At 69.4% G+C, this 16,584-nt stretch carries 15 protein-coding genes and 1 tRNA gene; 11 read left to right on the top strand and 5 right to left on the bottom strand.

Features of this window, described 5'->3' with window-relative positions; genetic code table 11:
• Positions 1–47 precede the first annotated feature (47 nt).
• The 6 genes from ABGB21_RS34275 to ABGB21_RS34300 all read left to right on the top strand — a co-directional run bounded on the left by ABGB21_RS34275 (position 48) and on the right by ABGB21_RS34300 (position 5,850).
• The gene (locus ABGB21_RS34275) at positions 48–1,274 is read left to right on the top strand and encodes a ScpA family protein (RefSeq protein WP_347658278.1); all 1,227 of its coding nucleotides are present in this window, start codon (positions 48–50) and stop codon (positions 1,272–1,274) included.
• Positions 1,271–2,395: an SMC-Scp complex subunit ScpB gene (gene scpB / locus ABGB21_RS34280; RefSeq protein WP_347658279.1), complete on the top strand. Its 1,125-nt coding sequence runs from the start codon at positions 1,271–1,273 to the stop codon at positions 2,393–2,395. Before ABGB21_RS34275 ends, scpB begins: the two co-directional genes overlap by 4 nt.
• Positions 2,382–3,134: a pseudouridine synthase gene (locus ABGB21_RS34285; protein ID WP_347658280.1), complete on the top strand. Its 753-nt coding sequence runs from the start codon at positions 2,382–2,384 to the stop codon at positions 3,132–3,134. The genes scpB and ABGB21_RS34285 overlap by 14 nt, the downstream gene beginning before the upstream one ends.
• 204 nt (positions 3,135–3,338) lie before the next feature.
• Positions 3,339–4,022: a (d)CMP kinase gene (gene cmk / locus ABGB21_RS34290; protein WP_347658281.1), complete on the top strand. Its 684-nt coding sequence runs from the start codon at positions 3,339–3,341 to the stop codon at positions 4,020–4,022.
• 148 nt (positions 4,023–4,170) lie between these two features.
• Entirely contained in the window at positions 4,171–5,574 is a 1,404-nt protein-coding gene (der, locus tag ABGB21_RS34295; protein ID WP_347658282.1) for a ribosome biogenesis GTPase Der, read from the top strand.
• Between the two features lie 202 nt (positions 5,575–5,776).
• Positions 5,777–5,850 (top strand) — tRNA-Pro (locus ABGB21_RS34300).
• Between the two features lie 75 nt (positions 5,851–5,925).
• Here the strand turns inward: ABGB21_RS34300 and ABGB21_RS34305 are convergent.
• The 5 genes from ABGB21_RS34305 to ABGB21_RS34325 all read right to left on the bottom strand — a co-directional run bounded on the left by ABGB21_RS34305 (position 5,926) and on the right by ABGB21_RS34325 (position 10,702).
• Positions 5,926–6,903, bottom strand: coding sequence for a site-specific integrase (locus ABGB21_RS34305; protein ID WP_347658283.1), 978 nt, complete (start codon positions 6,901–6,903; stop codon positions 5,926–5,928).
• Positions 6,904–6,961: 58 nt separating this feature from the next.
• Entirely contained in the window at positions 6,962–7,414 is a 453-nt protein-coding gene (locus ABGB21_RS34310; RefSeq protein ID WP_347658284.1) for a hypothetical protein, read from the bottom strand.
• 1,043 nt (positions 7,415–8,457) lie between these two features.
• Positions 8,458–9,201, bottom strand: coding sequence for an alpha/beta hydrolase (locus ABGB21_RS34315; protein WP_347658481.1), 744 nt, complete (start codon positions 9,199–9,201; stop codon positions 8,458–8,460).
• A 97-nt stretch (positions 9,202–9,298) separates the two neighbouring features.
• Entirely contained in the window at positions 9,299–9,868 is a 570-nt protein-coding gene (locus ABGB21_RS34320) for a DJ-1/PfpI family protein (protein ID WP_347658464.1), read from the bottom strand.
• A 90-nt stretch (positions 9,869–9,958) separates the two neighbouring features.
• Complete coding sequence (locus tag ABGB21_RS34325) at positions 9,959–10,702, bottom strand: GntR family transcriptional regulator (protein ID WP_347658465.1); 744 nt, start codon at positions 10,700–10,702, stop codon at positions 9,959–9,961.
• A gap of 439 nt (positions 10,703–11,141) precedes the next feature.
• Here ABGB21_RS34325 and ABGB21_RS34330 point away from each other — a divergent pair, with 439 nt between their 5' ends.
• The 5 genes from ABGB21_RS34330 to ABGB21_RS34350 are packed head-to-tail and all read left to right on the top strand — an operon-like array spanning position 11,142 to position 16,522.
• Positions 11,142–12,527, top strand: coding sequence for an extracellular solute-binding protein (locus ABGB21_RS34330; protein ID WP_347658466.1), 1,386 nt, complete (start codon positions 11,142–11,144; stop codon positions 12,525–12,527).
• On the top strand, positions 12,524–13,468 hold the full coding sequence (locus tag ABGB21_RS34335; protein WP_347658467.1) for a sugar ABC transporter permease: 945 nt from the start codon (positions 12,524–12,526) through the stop codon (positions 13,466–13,468). Before ABGB21_RS34330 ends, ABGB21_RS34335 begins: the two co-directional genes overlap by 4 nt.
• Positions 13,468–14,379, top strand: a complete 912-nt coding sequence (locus ABGB21_RS34340; RefSeq protein ID WP_347658468.1) for a carbohydrate ABC transporter permease — start codon at positions 13,468–13,470, stop codon at positions 14,377–14,379. Before ABGB21_RS34335 ends, ABGB21_RS34340 begins: the two co-directional genes overlap by 1 nt.
• Positions 14,379–15,446 carry an ABC transporter ATP-binding protein gene (locus ABGB21_RS34345; RefSeq protein WP_347658469.1) on the top strand — a complete coding sequence of 356 codons (1,068 nt, stop codon included), beginning with the start codon at positions 14,379–14,381 and terminating at the stop codon, positions 15,444–15,446. The genes ABGB21_RS34340 and ABGB21_RS34345 overlap by 1 nt, the downstream gene beginning before the upstream one ends.
• Positions 15,446–16,522: an ABC transporter ATP-binding protein gene (locus ABGB21_RS34350; RefSeq protein ID WP_347681328.1), complete on the top strand. Its 1,077-nt coding sequence runs from the start codon at positions 15,446–15,448 to the stop codon at positions 16,520–16,522. The genes ABGB21_RS34345 and ABGB21_RS34350 overlap by 1 nt, the downstream gene beginning before the upstream one ends.
• Positions 16,523–16,584: the final 62 nt, after the last annotated feature.

The following is a 16,584-nucleotide window of genomic DNA, read 5'->3' on the forward strand; positions in this document are numbered from 1 at the left end:
CGGGTGGTGGGGGAGCGGCGGCACGGCCACCCCGAGAGGATCATCGGGTGAGTGACGGTACCGGCGTGGGGCTGCCGACGGACGCCGCGGAGCCGGTGGACTACGGTCGTCGGGTGAATTCCCCCGCCGTCTCCGCCGCCCCGGACCCGAAACCGCCGGGTCCGTCGGTGTCGGATCCGTCGGCCTCGGGGTTGGTATCCGGCGATCCGGGGCCGTCGGCGCCGGCCGCCACCGCTGTGGTGCCCGCCCAGAGTCAGAGATCGCCGTCGTCCGACCCGGACGACGGTCGTCCGGACGTCGCCGCGACGGCCGACGGGGACACTCCCACCGCCGACGAGACCGAGGCAGGCGCCGGCTTCACCGTACGGCTGGCGAACTTCACCGGCCCGTTCGACCTGCTGCTGCAACTGATCGGCAAGCACAAGCTCGACGTCACCGAGGTCGCCCTGCACCAGGTGACCGACGAGTTCATCGCCTACATCCGGGCGATGGGTGACGCCTGGGACCTCGACGAGGCGAGCGAGTTCCTGGTGATCGCCGCCACCCTGCTCGACCTGAAGGCGGCCCGGCTGCTGCCCGCCGCCCAGGTGGAGGACGAGGAGGATCTCGCCCTGCTGGAGGCCCGGGACCTGCTCTTCGCCCGGCTGCTGCAGTACAAGGCGTACAAGGAGGCCGCCGCGCACATCGCGGAACTGGAGGCGGTCGGTTCCCGCCGCTACCCCCGGGCGGTCACCCTGGAGCCGCGGTACGCCGAGGCGCTACCCGAACTGGTCCTGGGGATCGGACCGGAGCGGCTGCTCAAACTGGCGATCAAGGCGATGACCCCGAAGGCTGCTCCGGTCGTCTCCATCGATCACGTGCACATGGTACTGGTGAGTGTCCGGGAGCACGCCGCACTGCTCCGGGACCGGCTACGCCGGGCCGGCACCGCGACGTTCCGGATCCTCTGCGCGGACTGTGAGTCGACGCTCGAGGTGGTGGCCCGGTTCCTGGCGCTACTCGAGCTGTACCGGGAGGGCCTGGTCGGGTTCAGCCAGGTGGAGGCGCTCGGTGAACTGACCGTACGGTGGACCGGTCCCGCCGACGGCGGCGCCGACCTGACCATCGACGAGTACGCGGGAACGCCGGTCAAGGAGCCGGCGGCCGCCGGGGACCGCGCCGAGACCGCCGAGGTCGGCGTGGCCGGGGCTGCCGACTCGGACGTCGACCGGCCCGGCGTGGCGACCGGCACCGACCCGGCCGGCGCCGGAGAGATTCAGGAGGAGGCACGGTGACCAGCGACAATCGGCCGGAGTCCCTGGCCGAGCAGGCCGCGGCCTGGGTGCCGCCCTGGGAGCGGTCACCCGCCCCGCGACAGTCGACCGGGCAGGAGACGCCCGATGCGCCGTCGGTCGACGACTCCGACGGCGAGGGGCCGGTGACCGACGTTCCGGTCACGGAGGACGCGGCGCCGGCGGACGTGTCGGGGACGGCGGTGCCTTCGGCGACGGACGGTGGGGCACTGGACGGTACGCTGCCGGCTCCCGCGGCGCAGACCGCGGCCGGACCGGTGTCGGCCGGAGCGTCGAGCACCGAGGCGGGGGCGCGAGGGCTGTCCGGAGCGTCGAGCACCGAGGCCGGGGCGCGGGCGCTGCCCGGCGCGCAGCGCCCGTCCGGGGCGGAGGGTGTGTTCGCCGCCGAGGCCGCCGACGTACCCGGTCCGGAGAGCCTGTCCGGGGCGGAGAGCCTGCGCGGGGCGGAGCGTGCGTCCGGGGCACAGGCGGTGGACGGACCCGTGGACCATGGTGCCGGTGCCCCGGCGGGCCCCGCCGGCGCGACGGCCAGGCGGGCCGCGCCGCTGGCGCTGATCGACGACGCCGAGTTGCGCGGCGCGCTGGAGGCGATCCTGCTGGTCGTCGACGAACCGGTCGCCGAGATCGTCCTCGCCCAGGTACTGGAACAGCCGACCGAACGGGTCGCCGTCATGCTGGACCGGCTCGCCCGGGACTACACGACGGCCGGACACGGTTTCGAACTGCGCCGGGCGGCGGGTGGTTGGCGTCTCTACACCCGGCCGGAATACGCCGCCTACGTCGAACGTTTCGTCTTGGACGGCCAGTCTGTCCGACTCACCCAGGCGGCGTTGGAGACCCTCGCCGTGGTCGCCTACAAGCAGCCGGTGACCCGGTCGCGGATCTCCGCCATCCGCGGTGTCAACTGCGACGGGGTGATCCGTACCCTGGTCTCGCGCGGCCTGGTCGAGGAATGTGGCACCGAGCCGGACAGCGGTGCGTTCCTCTACCGGACGACAACGTTGTTCCTGGAGAAACTCGGGCTGGACAGGGTCGACCAGTTGCCGCCGCTCGCCCCGTTCCTGCCCGACGATGTGGAAGAGATCGCCGATGCCCCACGATGACAAGCTCGCCCCCGTCAACGGCGTCGAGCGCCTGCAGAAGGTGCTCGCCGCCGCCGGCGTGGGCTCCCGACGTGCCTGCGAGGACCTGATCTTCCGGCGCCGGGTCACCGTGGACGGCCGGATCGCGCAACTCGGCGACAAGGTCGACCCGTCGACCGCGGTCATCTACGTCGACGGCGAACGGGTGGTGACCGACGCCCGACTGGTCTACCTCGCGATGAACAAGCCGCGCGGCGTCGTCTCGACGATGGCCGACGAGAAGGGGCGTACCGCACTCGCGGACTTCCTCGGTCGGGTCGAGGAACGGGTCTACCACGTCGGCCGGCTCGACGCCGACAGCGAGGGACTGCTGCTGCTCACCAACGACGGAACGCTCGCCCACCGGCTGATGCATCCGTCGTACGGGGTGCCGAAGACGTACCTCTGCGAGGTGGCGGGACCACTGCGCCGCAACGCCGGGCGCCGGCTGCTGGCCGGAGTCGAACTCGAGGACGGCCCGGCCCGGGTCGACGAGTTCCGGTTGGTGGACACCCTGGGGCGAACCGCCCAGGTGGAGATCACCCTGCACGAGGGGCGCAAGCACATCGTCCGGCGGCTGATGGAGGAGGTCGGGCACCCGGTCTCCCGGCTGGTGCGTACCGCGATCGGCCCGATCCGGCTCGGTGATCTGCGTCCCGGTCGGCACCGGGTGCTGACCAACGCGGAGATCGCCGCGCTGTTCAAGGCGGTCGACGACTGATCCCGACCCGTACGGCCCAGCACGCCCCGGCGTCGGGCGCGGGCCGGTTCGGGGCGCGGGGCATGATGGACAGCGACACCCGGGGTTCCCAGGGTGCGCGCCGACTGTGTGGCGTGCCGATGTGGCCCGGGGCATACCTGCGGTTACCGGGACGCGAGCCCACGGACCGGGGCAGACGCAGATCAACTGGCAGAAGGAGGAACGGTGGCGGAAGAGGCACGGACCGGGCGATGTGTGGTTGCCGTGGACGGCCCGTCCGGTTCGGGGAAGTCCACCGTTTCCCGCAGGCTGGCCAGTGCACTGGGCGCCCGCTATCTCGACACCGGTGCGATGTACCGGGCGGTGACCTGGGCGGTGCTGCGCTCCGGTGTCGACCTCGAGAACGCCGAGTCGGTGACAAAGGTGGCCGGCGAGGTCGATCTGAAGATCGGCGTCGACCCGGAGGCGCCGAGCGTGACCGCCGACGGGATTGCCGTCGACCGGGACATCCGGGGCCCCGAGGTGACGGCCGCGGTCTCCGCGGTGTCGGCGGTTCCCGCCGTACGGGAGATCCTGGTCGCCCTGCAACGGCAGATCATCGAGGCGGCCGGCAGAATTGTGGTGGAGGGTCGGGACATCGGCTCGGTGGTGGCGCCGGACGCCGACCTCAAGGTCTACCTGACCGCGTCGGCCGAGGCGCGGGCGCAACGGCGCAGTACGGAGAACGCCGCCGACCTCGCCGTGACCGCGGCCGATCTGGCTCGGCGCGACCGGCTCGACTCGACCCGCGCCGCGGATCCGCTGCGGCAGGCGCCGGACGCGGTGGTGCTGGACACCACCGAACTGGGCATCGACGAGGTGGTCGCCCGGCTGCGCGACCTGTTGACCGGACGGCGGCCGGGTCAGTGAGACGACGTACGGGGCGGACGGTTGAGGTACCGGGTCGGGGTTGTCCCGGCCCGGATGGGCGTCGGACCGGTGTCCGGCGCGGCGAAGGTCGGACGGTTGTCCGGTCGGGTGAGGGTCGGACGGTTGTCCGGCGGGGCGAGGAGGCGTCGTGAGTACCGGTGACGGTTGGGTCGAGCTGCGGGAACCGGACATCGACCAGGAGGAGCCGACCGGTCCGGTGCCGGTGGTGGCGGTCGTCGGGCGTCCCAACGTCGGCAAGTCCACGCTCGTCAACCGGATCATCGGGCGACGCCAGGCGGTGGTCGAAGACACTCCCGGAGTGACCCGGGACCGCGTCCCCTACGACGCGCAGTGGTCCGGCCGGCAGTTCACCGTCGTCGACACCGGCGGTTGGGAGCCGGACGCCCGGGACCGGGCGGCCGCGATCGCGGCCCAGGCCGAGAACGCCGTGGCGACCGCCGACGTGGTGCTGTTCGTCGTCGACGCCACGGTCGGGTCCACCGACGTCGACGAGGCCGCGGTACGGATGCTCCGACGCAGTGCCAAGCCGGTGCTGCTGGTCGCCAACAAGGCCGACAACACCGCGATCGAGCTGGAGGCGACCTCGTTGTGGTCGCTCGGGCTCGGCGAACCGCGTCCGGTCTCCGCCCTGCACGGACGGGGCTCCGGCGACCTGCTCGACGCGATCCTCGAGGCGTTGCCGGAGGCGCCGCCGATCCGGGAGGTCGGCCCACGCGGCCCGCGCCGGGTGGCGCTCGTCGGCCGTCCCAACGTCGGCAAGTCCAGCCTGCTCAACCGCCTCGCGAGGGAGGAGCGGGCGGTGGTCGACGCCGTCGCCGGCACCACCGTCGACCCGGTGGACAGCCTGGTCGAGATCGGCGGCGAGGTCTGGCAGCTGGTGGACACCGCCGGCCTGCGCAAGCGGGTCGGCAAGGCCAGCGGTACCGAGTACTACGCCAGCCTGCGTACCGCCGGCGCGATCGAGGCGGCGGAGGTGGCGGTCGTGCTGCTCGACGCCAGTGAGCCGATCAGCGAGCAGGACCAGCGGATCCTGACCATGGTGACCGAGTCCGGCCGGGCGCTGGTCATCGCCTTCAACAAGTGGGACCTGGTCGACGCGGACCGACGGTACTACCTGGACAAGGAGATCGAGCGGGAGCTGCGCCGCATCCCGTGGGCGATCCGGGTGAACGTCTCGGCGAAGACCGGGCGGGCGGTCGACAAGCTCGCCCCGGCATTGCGTACCGCGCTGGCCAGTTGGGAGACCCGGGTACCGACCGGGCAGCTCAACCAGTGGCTCACCGCCCTGGTCCAGGCGACGCCGCACCCGGTGCGTGGGGGTCGGGCACCGAAGATTCTCTTCGCCACCCAGGCGGGCGTCTCGCCGCCCCGGTTCGTGCTCTTCACCACCGCGCCACTGGACGCCGGGTACCAGCGGTTCGTCGAGCGCAAGCTCCGCGAGGAGTTCGGCTTCGAGGGCAGCCCGGTGGAAGTCTCGGTACGCCCGCGCAAGAAGGTCGGTGCCGGCGGCCGGGGCAAGGCCCACGGCTGACCGGAGCGGGGTACTTCCTGGTGCCGGCAACCCTGTTTCAGGCCCGCCCCAGGAAGTACCCCATCTTCCTAGGATGCGTTAGGGGTTGTGGCGGCTCGCACGCCGCCGGTGGGACCAGTGAGGCAGGGGAGGGCGTGTGCGCGGACCGGATGATCCTGCGCTAAGCTGTACCGGCTGTCGCAGGGGGACCTGAAGCCAGCAACGGGACGTGGCGCAGTTTGGTAGCGCACTTGACTGGGGGTCAAGGGGTCGTCGGTTCGAATCCGGCCGTCCCGACAGTAAATCGGCAGGTCAGGGCCCTGGATCACTTCGGTGAGACGGGGCCTTTTTTGCTGGCCGTCTCACATTCTCTCACGAACGTCCATACTGTTTCTCTCGGTAGTCGAGAGGTGTCTCCCAGTCAGGGCAAGGGTTAGCTGAACAAGCCCGCATCAAGCTGGGCGGCAGCCACCTCAGATGACTCAGATCCGGATGAACGTAGACCCGCTTCGCCAACGTGCCGCCGTCAGCGTGACCGGCCCACGCCGCCAACACCACATCCGGCACACCCGCGGCGGCAAGATGAGTCAGGCAGGCATGGCGGGCATCGTACGGTCGAACCTTGCGCACACCGGCCTTCGCCATCAACTCATACACCCGACGTCGAAGCCAGTCCGTACGCTGCGGCCGGCCAAGTTCGTCCACCAGCACATAGCCGCTGTTGGTGTACGCCTCGCCCGCTTCCAGGCGTTCCTTCTTCTGCCGTGTGCGTAGCGTCTTCAACGCCTGGGACACCGCTGTCGGCATCGGTAGGCCACGCCTGCCAGCCACCGTCTTGGCTTCCTTCTCCTCCACCTGCCCGTCCACCACCGTGCGGGTGTTGTCCCCGGCGGCGATCGTGCCGGCTTTGAAGTCCACGTCAGACCACCGCAACCCGCACACCTCGGCCGGACGCAAACCCATCAACGACAGCAGACACATCGGATACAGTCGCTCGCCCGTGATGGCGGCGAGGAACGTTCTGACCTCGTCCTGTGTCCACGGTTTGCGTTGAGCGCGGGCCTCGGCGGCCGCCTTGGCCGCCGCCCGGGGGATCGTCACATACGTCGCCACGTTGCGAACCACCAGCTGCCGGCGGGCCGCCACATCCAGTGCGGTCCGTAGCCGGCCCAGCGTCAATCGCACCGACCGGACACCGAGCCCGGTGCCGGGTTTGCCGCCACGGCGGCGGCCCTCGGTCAACATCCAGTCGACCAGGGCTTCGACATCGGCTTCGGTGACCTGCTGAAGTATCCGCTCGCCGAGCCGGGCCGGGTCTGTCAAGTTGTTTTTACAGTCCCAGCGGGCCACCCACGCGATGGTGGGTGGCCCGCTTCCGGTACATCGTGCGATCAGGTCCGGGCCGACGTCACCCGCTGAAACCGGAGGTGTCGTAGATGAGGTTGCAGTTGCCGGCCCAAGCCGACGGTGGGGTGGTGCCGAGGCAGACGTACACGCCGACGTAGTCGAAGTAGCCGGACCAACTCCAGCCCGTGGCGCCCGAGGTGCTGACCGTGTCGGTCGCCTTGATGACCTCGTACGTCGTCGGGTCACCGACCCAGCGGTAGCGCAGCCAGGCCCGGGCCGCGACGCCGTCGCCGTTGACCAGGTCCTTGACCCAGTTCAGACCGGTTGTGGTCTCGAAATACCCCGACACGTCGTCGTAGCAGAAGTTGGCTCGGGAGGAGGCCCCGTTGACTCCGCTGGAGTTCTGGACATATTCGACGTCGTCGTAGCAGATGGTGCGTGCGCTGGCCGCCTGTGCGGGCAGGATTACGGCGGCCGTCGCGACGGCGATCACCAACAGCAATTTCCGCAGCATTCCCGTTTCCTTCAATGGACGCGATGTGGCAGGCGCCAGAGAACCAGAGGCTGGGCCGGCTGCTGAAGGGTTTTCGGTGTTCGAGTACGTACGTAGATGTACGACGCCGATCCGGATCGTCGACGGTGGTGTCCGCACTCACGGCTCCGCAGCGCCGTGTGGCGTTTTGCGACCAACCAGTTGCCAGTGCAAACGCAGGACTCGCCGGATGCTCACCGCGCCGGGTTGGTGCACTGCCCGGGTCACGCCTCGGACGGGGCGGGCCGGGTAGCCCGGCGGGTCGGCGATGGCGTCGGCGATGGCCGCGAAGACGGGGGCGGAACACCCGATCCAACTCCGGCCACCGGCTCTTTCGCGCCGGCAACGGGCGCATGAACCGGGTCCTGCACATCATGGCTTGGCCGTCGTCCAACTGCGCCACGACACGCGGGGATCATGGCCCGCATGAGCCGCAGCCACCTCGGGAGATGCCGCTCCGCAAGATGTGGCTCTTGTCAACGCCGGCCGGCGTAACGACGCCGAGGGCGAGGCGCGTGACGGATCCTCCCGGCCGGACGGCGGTGGGTTCGAAGGGGGTGAACGCGGAGGTGCGGGCGGGCGTCCGTCGGGCCAGAGACGACCCACGCCGGGGACGTCCACCAGGTACATTCGCCGGAAGCCGAGGCAACGACGCAGCTCGACCGCGATCTCCGGTCCGGCCGCCATCATCTCGACGAGGCGGCGGTCCCAGAGGATCCGCTGATACCAGCGCCCGCCCTGGCCCGTTCACGATCTCCAGCCAGAGCGCCCACGGCGGCGTGGTCCGGCGGCTGACGTGGCCGTACGGAGCCGGCCGGCCAGGTGGGCCGAAGGGGCCACCGGCGTTGTGACCAGCCGGGGCGGGGACAGCCGCGTGGCCATCCCAGCCGTGACGGCCACCTGCGTGCGGGCCGCGTGCCGTCTTGCACGGTGCATGCGCAGCAGTACCGTCCCGGAGACCACGAACGCCGCGAGCATGACCAGGCCGGCCACGAGCGGTGTGGGGAACGGACCTGCCGCGGCGATCAGTGACCTCGGTCCCGGCGGAGGAAGCACGACAACAGTTGCCTGAACTCGTGCGGGTGCTCGATCGCCGGCACGTGTCCGCATCGGCCGAGCACGTGCAGACGGACATCGGCCAGGTGTTCGAGCAGGGGCTGGGCTGCCGTCCCGAGCGGGGTGACCCGGTCCTCGGCGCCGTGGACGAGTAGCACGGGCGCGCGGACCGCCGCCAGCGTGTGCGGCGAGAGGGTGAGCTCGTCGACCCATCGTGCCCTGGGTGGAGGGAACAACGACGCGAATGCGGCCGCCCCGGCTCGCATCGCGGCCGCACGGGCATCGACGGCCGCGTCGGTCACGAGCGTTTGGTCGAGGACGAGGCGACTCAGCATGTCTCGTGCCCCGAGCGGGTCGGCGGGGGCGGCCCAGATCGCGTCGAGGTCGGCGGACAGCGGCGCCCCGGGGGCGCCCATCGTCGAGACCGCCACGACCCGGGTGACCTGCTGGGGGCGCGCGGCCGCCAACGCCAGCGCCACGGCACCGCCCATCGAGTGACCCACCACGGCGTAGTCCTCGATACCGAGAGCATCCATCAGGCCCGCGGCCTGCTCCGTCCACAGCCGGAGCCCACCCCGGAAGCCCGGAGGGACCGGTGTACGGCCGAAGCCTGCCTGGTCAGGAGCCACCAGGCGCCAGGACGTGCCCAGCGCCTGCGCCGTCGTTGCCCAGGCGCCGGACCCGGTCGTGCCGGGTCCGGAGCCGTGCAGCATCAGCACCGTGGGCCCGGTGCCGCTCTCCAGGACGTGGACGGGGGAGCCGTCTACTGTGACGGTCCGAAGTGCTGTCACTGGGGCGGGCCAGGTGTGCTCATGCCGAGGCGGGGTTGACGGACTTCGAGAAGACCTCCATCATCGCCCTGCCGAACTGCGGCATGTCGGGCCACCCCCGGCAGGAGACGAGGTTGCCGTCCACCACGTCGGGAGCGTCGACGACCGTCGCGCCCGCGTTCTCCATGTCACCGGTGATGGGCGGGAAGCACGCCGTCCTTCGACCCTTCAGCAGCCCGTACACCGCTGGTACCTGCGCGCCGTGGCACACCAGCGCGATGGGGAGGTTGCGCGCGAAGAAGTGCTCGGTGATACGCCTGACGTCGGCGTCGACCCGGATCCATTCGGGAGCACGTCCCCCGGGGATGATGAGGGCGTCGTAGCGCTCGACGTCGACCTCGGACCAGGGCACGTCGACCGGCAGCTTTCGGCCGTTCTTCTCCACGTAGGCGTCGGAGTTGGGGTCGAACTCGTGGATGACCAGTTGTACGTCACGCAACGTCCGTGACGAGACGTCAACGTCCCAGCCGCCCTCCTGCACGCGATAGTAGGGATACATGGTGTCGAGTTCCTCGGCGGCGTCGCCGGTCAGGAGCAGTGCTCGGGGCACCTGCTTCTCCTCGCATCTGGGGGGCGGGTGAGAAAGATCCAATCCGATCCGATCCGGTTGGGTTAGCATTCCCCGGGCCCTGCCCGGCCGTCAAGCCTCTACCGCCACGCCGTCCGCGTCCTTGGCCTCGTCGAACAATCGTCGGAAACGCTCGCCGGACCGCAGGATGTGCCGACGCATCGCGTAGGCGGCGGCGTCGGGGTCGCGGGCGGCGATCGCGGCCACGACGTCCTCGTGTTCGGCCATTGCCAGGTGTCTGACCTGGGTGTCGTGATGCAGCCTGAAGAGGTGCACGTGGCTGTGCAGGCGGGCGAGCGCTTCCCGGATGACCTGGTTCTCCGCGCTCAGCGCGACGAGATCGTGGAAGGCGGCGTCGCGCAGCCCGAAGCCGCCGTACGCCATGGGCCCGTTGCCCCCCTCCAGTTCCGCCATCTCCTCCAGCATTCGTCGCAGCCCGGCCACCTGCTCGGAGGATGCGCGTTCGGCGGATCTGCGCGCCGCTGCCGGCTCGAGGAGCAGGCGGACCTCGAGCATGTCCTCGAATCGGTTCCGGGTGATCTGCGGGGGAATGCGGTAGCCGGCATGGGGCACGCGCACGACCAGGCCTTCGGCCTCCATGCGGTTCAGGGCGTCTCGGATCGGCGTCTGCGAGACCCCCAGCTCTCGCGCCAGGACGTCGATCGTGACGCGGGAGCCCGGCTCGATCCGTAGCGACATCAGCTGTCCGAGCAGCGTGTCGTACACCTCGTCGGCAAGCCGGCCGCCGGATCGTCCCGCCGGCGTCCCGCCCGTCACGGCCCTGCGGCCCCGCGCGATCATCGCTTCGTCGTCCATCGTGGCGTGAGGTCCTTCCTTGCGTCTTCGGGAACCTGTTGACATCCGTCACCACGCTGCGACATGCTGACGCCCCAACTGGATCGTATAGGAAAAGTGTCGGATGCCCGCCATCCTGCACCGTCGCGGAACCGCCCGCCATCGTTCCACTTCGATCACCTGGAGCTCCCCTGAGCGTGCGCGACGTGATGCTCGGTTCGTCACCGGGCCGCAGTTGGACCGAAGGACTCCTCGACGGCACGAAGACCCGGTACATCGCGACGTACTCGTGAGGCCGGTCCGCGGGTCGACCCCCGCGGCAGCACGGCACCACGCCTGAACAACCCAGCAACTGCTCGGCGAGGCACATGGCGAGGCTCTAGAAGTCCCCAACCAGAAAGCAGGCCAGAAGATGCGGTACCCGAAGCGAACAGGACGATCGCCCGTTCCCGGTCGAAAGGTGCGGCTGGCGACGGCCGCCATGCTGGTGTTGGCCACGACCCTGGCGGCGTGCGGCGATGGCCAGGACGACGGCGGGACGGCGAGCGCCCCGAAGGCGCCGGCGATCATCCCGGAGCTCACCACGGACCCGCTGACCCTCAGCTTCATCTGGTTCGACTGGCCCCCCGCCCACGCACTGGAAGCCTTCGCGAACACGGAGTACAAGAAAGAACGGCCGAACGCGACCATCAAGGTCAACACCGTACCGAACGCGAACTGGCACGACGCGATGTTCACCCAGTTCGCCGCGCGCAAGACCGACTTCGACATCGCGATCCTGGACTCGCAACACATCGGCGAGGCCGTGACGAACGGCAACATCCTCGACATCACCGACTTCGTCAAGAGCAACATCGACGTCACGGCCTACAACCCGTACCTTCTGGCGGCGTACGGCCAGTTCCCGCAGGCGGAGACCGGCAAGCGCGACGAGAACGCCAGCCTGTACGGACTGCCGCTGCTCGGCGATACCTGGACGATGATCTACCGCAAGGACCTGATCGGCGACCAGCCACCGCAGACCTGGGACCAGATGATCTCGGTCGCCGAGAAGTGCCAGGCGGACAACCCTGGCGTCAGTGGGCTGGCTTTCCACCAGGCCAACGGCTCCGACGCCGCGGCCGTGACCTACAACACGGTCAACGGCGTCTACGGCGGCAACCTCTGGGACCCCAAGACGCGCAAGATCGAGGGCGTCCTCAACGACGCTGCGGGCCAGGAGGCGATGGACGTCCTGGTCAACAGGATGAAGCCGCTGACCGCCAGGGGCTCCGGCAACTGGTTCATCGACGAGGTGAACGCGGCGGTCGCCCAGGGCAAGGCGTGCATCGCGTTCAACTGGATCGCCGCGAGCGGCGGCCTGCTCGATCCGAAGCAGTCGACGCTCGGCACCACCCGGGAGCAGATTCTCGACAAGCTCGGTTTTGCCACCCTGCCGAGCCAGAAGACGAACCTGGTCCCGCTCGGCGGCATGGGAATGCACGTGTCGGCCTACTCCTCCATGGCCAACCAGGCGGAGGCCCTGAACTTCATGAAGTGGTTCGAGCGGGCTGACGTCCAGAAGAAGTGGGCCGCGGCCGGTGGCGTGCCATCGCGTACGGACGCCCTGTCCTCGCCCGAGTTCCTCAACGCCGCGCCGTTCAACCAGGTCTACACCGACTCCGTCCCGCGGATGCGGGACATGTGGAACGTGCCAGAGTACGCGCGCCTCGTCGACATCGAGAACACCAACGTGAACGCGGCTCTCAACGGCGCGAAGAATCCGAAGGACGCGCTCGACGAGATCGCCCGGGAGCAGCAGCGCGTACTCGACTCCAGCAGCCGCAAGGGCGGCGGCGGACTGTGAGTGACCCCCTGACGACCGACCACCCCGGGCAGGTGGCGTCGCAGACGCCACCTGCGGCGGGTCGGTCCCGCCGGCTGGGCGACCGCTGGCTCGCCGTGGCCTTCATCTCCCCCGCGATGCTGCTGTTGCTCGCGATGTCGGTGTTCCCGTTGCTGTGGGCGTTGTACCTGTCTTTCACCGACTACTCGGCCACCCGCGGGGGCCCCGCCCATTTCGTCGGGTTCGGGAACTACACCGCCATCCTGGCGTCGGAACAGGTCCACCTGAGGGCCTTGACGACGTTGATCTACGTGGTCGGCGCGGTCCTCCTGCAGACCGTGCTCGGTTTCGGCATCGCCTACCTGATCTCACGGCGCACGCACGGGCGAGGACTGCTGACCACTCTGTTCCTGATTCCGATGATGCTGTCGCCGGTCGTGGTCGGGCTGTTCTGGCGATTCATGCTCGACGCGCAGTTCGGCGTGATCAACAGCTTGCTCGGCTCGCTCGGACTGGGGCAGGTGGAGTGGCTCACCCGGCAGCGGACGGCGTTGTTTTCGCTGATCGTGGTCGACACCTGGCAATGGACGCCGTTCATCATGCTCATCGCACTCGCGGGCCTTACCGCGGTTCCCAAGTACCTGTACGAGGCCGCCTCGATCGACCGGGCGTCCGAGTGGTTCCGGTTCCGCACCATCACTCTCCCGCTGGTGTGGCCGCTGCTCCTCATTGCCGTGTTGTTCAGGGCCATCGAGGCCTTCCGGCTGTTCGACCTCGTCTACATCCTCACGAGCGGAGGTCCGGGTGTCTCCACCGAGACGTTGTCGTTCCACGTCTACAAGGTCGCGTTCCTGGGCTTCAACACCGGAACCGCCTCGGCGTACGGAATCCTCATGGTCCTCGTCGTCATCATCCTCACGCAGCTCTACCTGCGCTACCTGAACAAGCTCAAGGAGGGCTGATGGCCGTCTCCGTCGACGAGGCCGTGTCCCCGGGTCCTGCCCGGGGTCACACGCCTCCCGCGCGCCGCCTTGGCGGCCGGGGCCGCTCCGTGCTGGAGATCGCGCTGCTGACCGTGCTGGCCGTCGTGATGCTCTTCCCGGCGCTGTGGATGATCGAGACATCCATCAAGGAGAACCGGGACGTCTACGCCATCCCGGCCAAGTTTTTCGACTTCGACGTCACCATGGACCATTTCAGGGACGTGTTCGTTTCCTCCGGCGGCGGTCGCTCGACCCTGTCCGTCTCGTTTCTCAACTCCCTGGTGGTCGCCGGGGTCTCCACGCTGCTGGCCACCGTGCTGGGAGTCCCGGCGGCCTGGGCCTACGCACGCTTCTCGGTGAAGGCCAAAAAGGACCAGCTGTTCTTCATCCTGTCCACCCGCTTCATGCCGCCCGTGGTGGTGGTGATCCCGATCTTCCTCATGTACCGCCAGGTCGGACTCATCGACAGCAAGCTCGGCCTGATCCTCATCTACACCGCGTTCAACGTCCCGTTCACGATCTGGATGATGAAGGGGTTCGTCGACGAGGTGCCCGCGGAGTACGAGGATGCCGCCATGCTCGACGGGTACACCCGTCTGCAGGCGTTCTGGCGATACACCCTTCCCCTGCTCGTGCCCGGCATCGCCGCGACCGCCGTCTTCTCACTCATCTTCTCGTGGAACGAGTTCGTGTTCGCCATCTTCCTCACCTCCAGCGACGACGTGCGGACGGCGCCGCCCGCCATCGCCGGCCTCATCGGCGGCACCACCGTGGACTGGGGTCTCGTGGCCGCCGCCTCCGTGGTGTTCGCCCTCCCGGTGCTCGTCTTCGCCTATCTGGTGCGCAAGCACCTCGTCGCCGGTGTGACGCTCGGGGCGGTGCGACGCTGATGGCGGGCATCGAGGTGGCTGCCCTGCACAAGCGCTACCCGGACGGGACGGTCGCAGTCGATCACGTGGACCTGTCCATCGGCGACGGCGAGCTGTTCGTGATGCTCGGTCCCTCGGGTTGCGGCAAGACGACCACGCTGCGGGCCATAGCCGGCCTGGAGAGGCAGACGACGGGCGACATCCGCATCGGCGACACGCTGGTCAACAACCTGCCGCCCGCCGAGCGCGACATCGCCATGGTGTTCCAGTTCTACGCCCTCTACCCGCATCTGAGAACCCGCGACAACCTGGCCTTCCCACTGCGGGCCGAGGGACTGCCCAAGCGGGAGGTGCACGCGCGGGTCGACGAGGCCGCCCGGCTGATGCGGCTCGGTCCGCTCCTGAACCGGCGACCGCGCCAGCTGTCCGGCGGGGAGCAGCAGCGCGTCGCGCTTGCCCGGGCCCTGGTACGACGACCGCGCGCATTCCTCATGGACGAACCTCTCACCAATCTGGACGCGGAGCTGAGGGCGGACATGCGCACGGAAATCAAGCACCTGCAGGGGGAGCTGGGGACGACGATGGTCTACGTCACCCACGACCAGGTCGAGGCGATGTCGCTCGGTCACCGGATCGCCATCCTCAACAAGGGCCGCGTCGAGCAGATCGGTACGCCGCTGGAGGTCTACGACCGTCCGGCGAGTCTTTTCTGCGCCGCGTTCATCGGCTCCCCGCCGATGAACCTGATCGAGGTGGAGGTGGCCGACGGGAAGCTGCGTAGTCAGGGCGGACTGGTCCTCACGCCACCGCCAGGCCTGCCGCGCGACCGTCGCCTGGTCGCAGGCGTCCGGCCGGAGGCGCTGGATGTCACAGAACCAGGGGCGGAACGTTCGGTCCCGGCCCGCGTGGTCTCGGCGGAGTGGCTGGGCGACGAAATCATCTACGTGGTTGACCACGGCGGCCAACGCGACGTACGGGTTCGGATGCCACCGACAGTCCGGTTCGCCGCTGACGCACCGGTCGGGCTGCGGCACACCGGCGGAACCCCGGTGGTCTACGACGCGAGCACGGAAGAGCTGGTGGCCTGATGGGAACCGTGGCAGTGCGCGGGCTGTGCAAGTCCTTCGGCAAAGTCCAGGCCCTGGACGGGGTGACACTTGATGTACCGGACGGCTCGTTCTTCGTCGTGCTCGGGCCCTCCGGAGCAGGCAAGACGACGACCCTGCGAGCGATCGCCGGCCTCGAGAAGCTTGACGCCGGGTCGGTGCATCTGGACGGGAGAGACGCGACCGGTGACGCCCCGGCCGCCCGGGACCTGGCCATGGTCTTCCAGAACTACGCCCTCTACCCGCGCCACACGGTGTACGAGAACATCGCTTCGCCGCTGCGGGCACGCCGCTGTTCGTCGAGCGAGATCGCCGCTGCCGTCGAGCAGATGTCGAGCCTGCTGCACATCGAACGCCTGCTGCGGCGTCGTCCCGCACAGTTGTCGGGCGGTGAGATGCAACGTGTCGCCCTGGCCCGGGCGCTGGTCCGCCGCCCGCGCGCGTTCCTCATGGACGAGCCGCTGACGAACCTCGACCTCAAACTCCGCGTCGAGATGCGCACCGAGCTCACCCGCATCCACCGCAGCCTCGGAGCGACCTTCGTCTACGTGACCAACGACCAGGTCGAGGCCCTGTCCATGGCCGACCAGATCGCGGTCCTCAAGGAGGGGAAGGTGCAACAGGTCGGGACGCCGACCGAGGTGTACGAGCGTCCCGCCAACCAGTGGGTCGCAGGATTCGTCGGGAGCCCGCCGATCAGCCTGCTCGCCTGCCACGCCGAGGGAGACCGTCTGGTCGGTGCGGAAGGCTGGATGCTGCCGCGGCCCCGCTGGACCACGGCTGAGGAGGGTCGTGCGCTGCTGCTGGGCCTGCGCGCGGAGGACCTGTCCGTCGAGCAGCGTGGGGACGCGTCGTTGTCGGGGGAGCTCTACGGGCTTGAGCCGCTCGGTGACCGAACGGTGGTCGACGTCCGAGTGGGGACGGAGATCCTCAAGGTCAAGGCACGACCCACCGTCACCGGTACGCCGGGCGAGCGGCTGGTTGTCACGGTCGACCTGGACCGTGCGCACCTGTTCGATGCGGGCACCGGGCTGTCGCTGTCCGAGGCGGGGCGGTAACGGCGCCGGGCGGCGACGGCAGCATGCGCCCGCACCTGGCGATCGAGCCTCGGTGGACCGTC

Source organism: Plantactinospora sp. B24E8, assembly GCF_039871735.1.
Taxonomy (GTDB): Bacteria; Actinomycetota; Actinomycetes; order Mycobacteriales; family Micromonosporaceae; genus Plantactinospora.

Bases quoted from the DNA above. Each gene is read 5' to 3' on its own strand.
- ABGB21_RS34310 (WP_347658284.1), bottom strand. From the start codon at position 7,414: ATGCTGCGGAAATTGCTGTTGGTGATCGCCGTCGCGACGGCCGCCGTA.
- ABGB21_RS34285 (WP_347658280.1), top strand. From the start codon at position 2,382: ATGCCCCACGATGACAAGCTCGCCCCCGTCAACGGCGTCGAGCGCCTG.
- ABGB21_RS34345 (WP_347658469.1), top strand. From the start codon at position 14,379: ATGGCGGGCATCGAGGTGGCTGCCCTGCACAAGCGCTACCCGGACGGG.
- ABGB21_RS34315 (WP_347658481.1), bottom strand. From the start codon at position 9,201: ATGCTGCACGGCTCCGGACCCGGCACGACCGGGTCCGGCGCCTGGGCA.
- ABGB21_RS34325 (WP_347658465.1), bottom strand. From the start codon at position 10,702: ATGGACGACGAAGCGATGATCGCGCGGGGCCGCAGGGCCGTGACGGGC.
- ABGB21_RS34340 (WP_347658468.1), top strand. From the start codon at position 13,468: ATGGCCGTCTCCGTCGACGAGGCCGTGTCCCCGGGTCCTGCCCGGGGT.
- ABGB21_RS34350 (WP_347681328.1), top strand. From the start codon at position 15,446: ATGGGAACCGTGGCAGTGCGCGGGCTGTGCAAGTCCTTCGGCAAAGTC.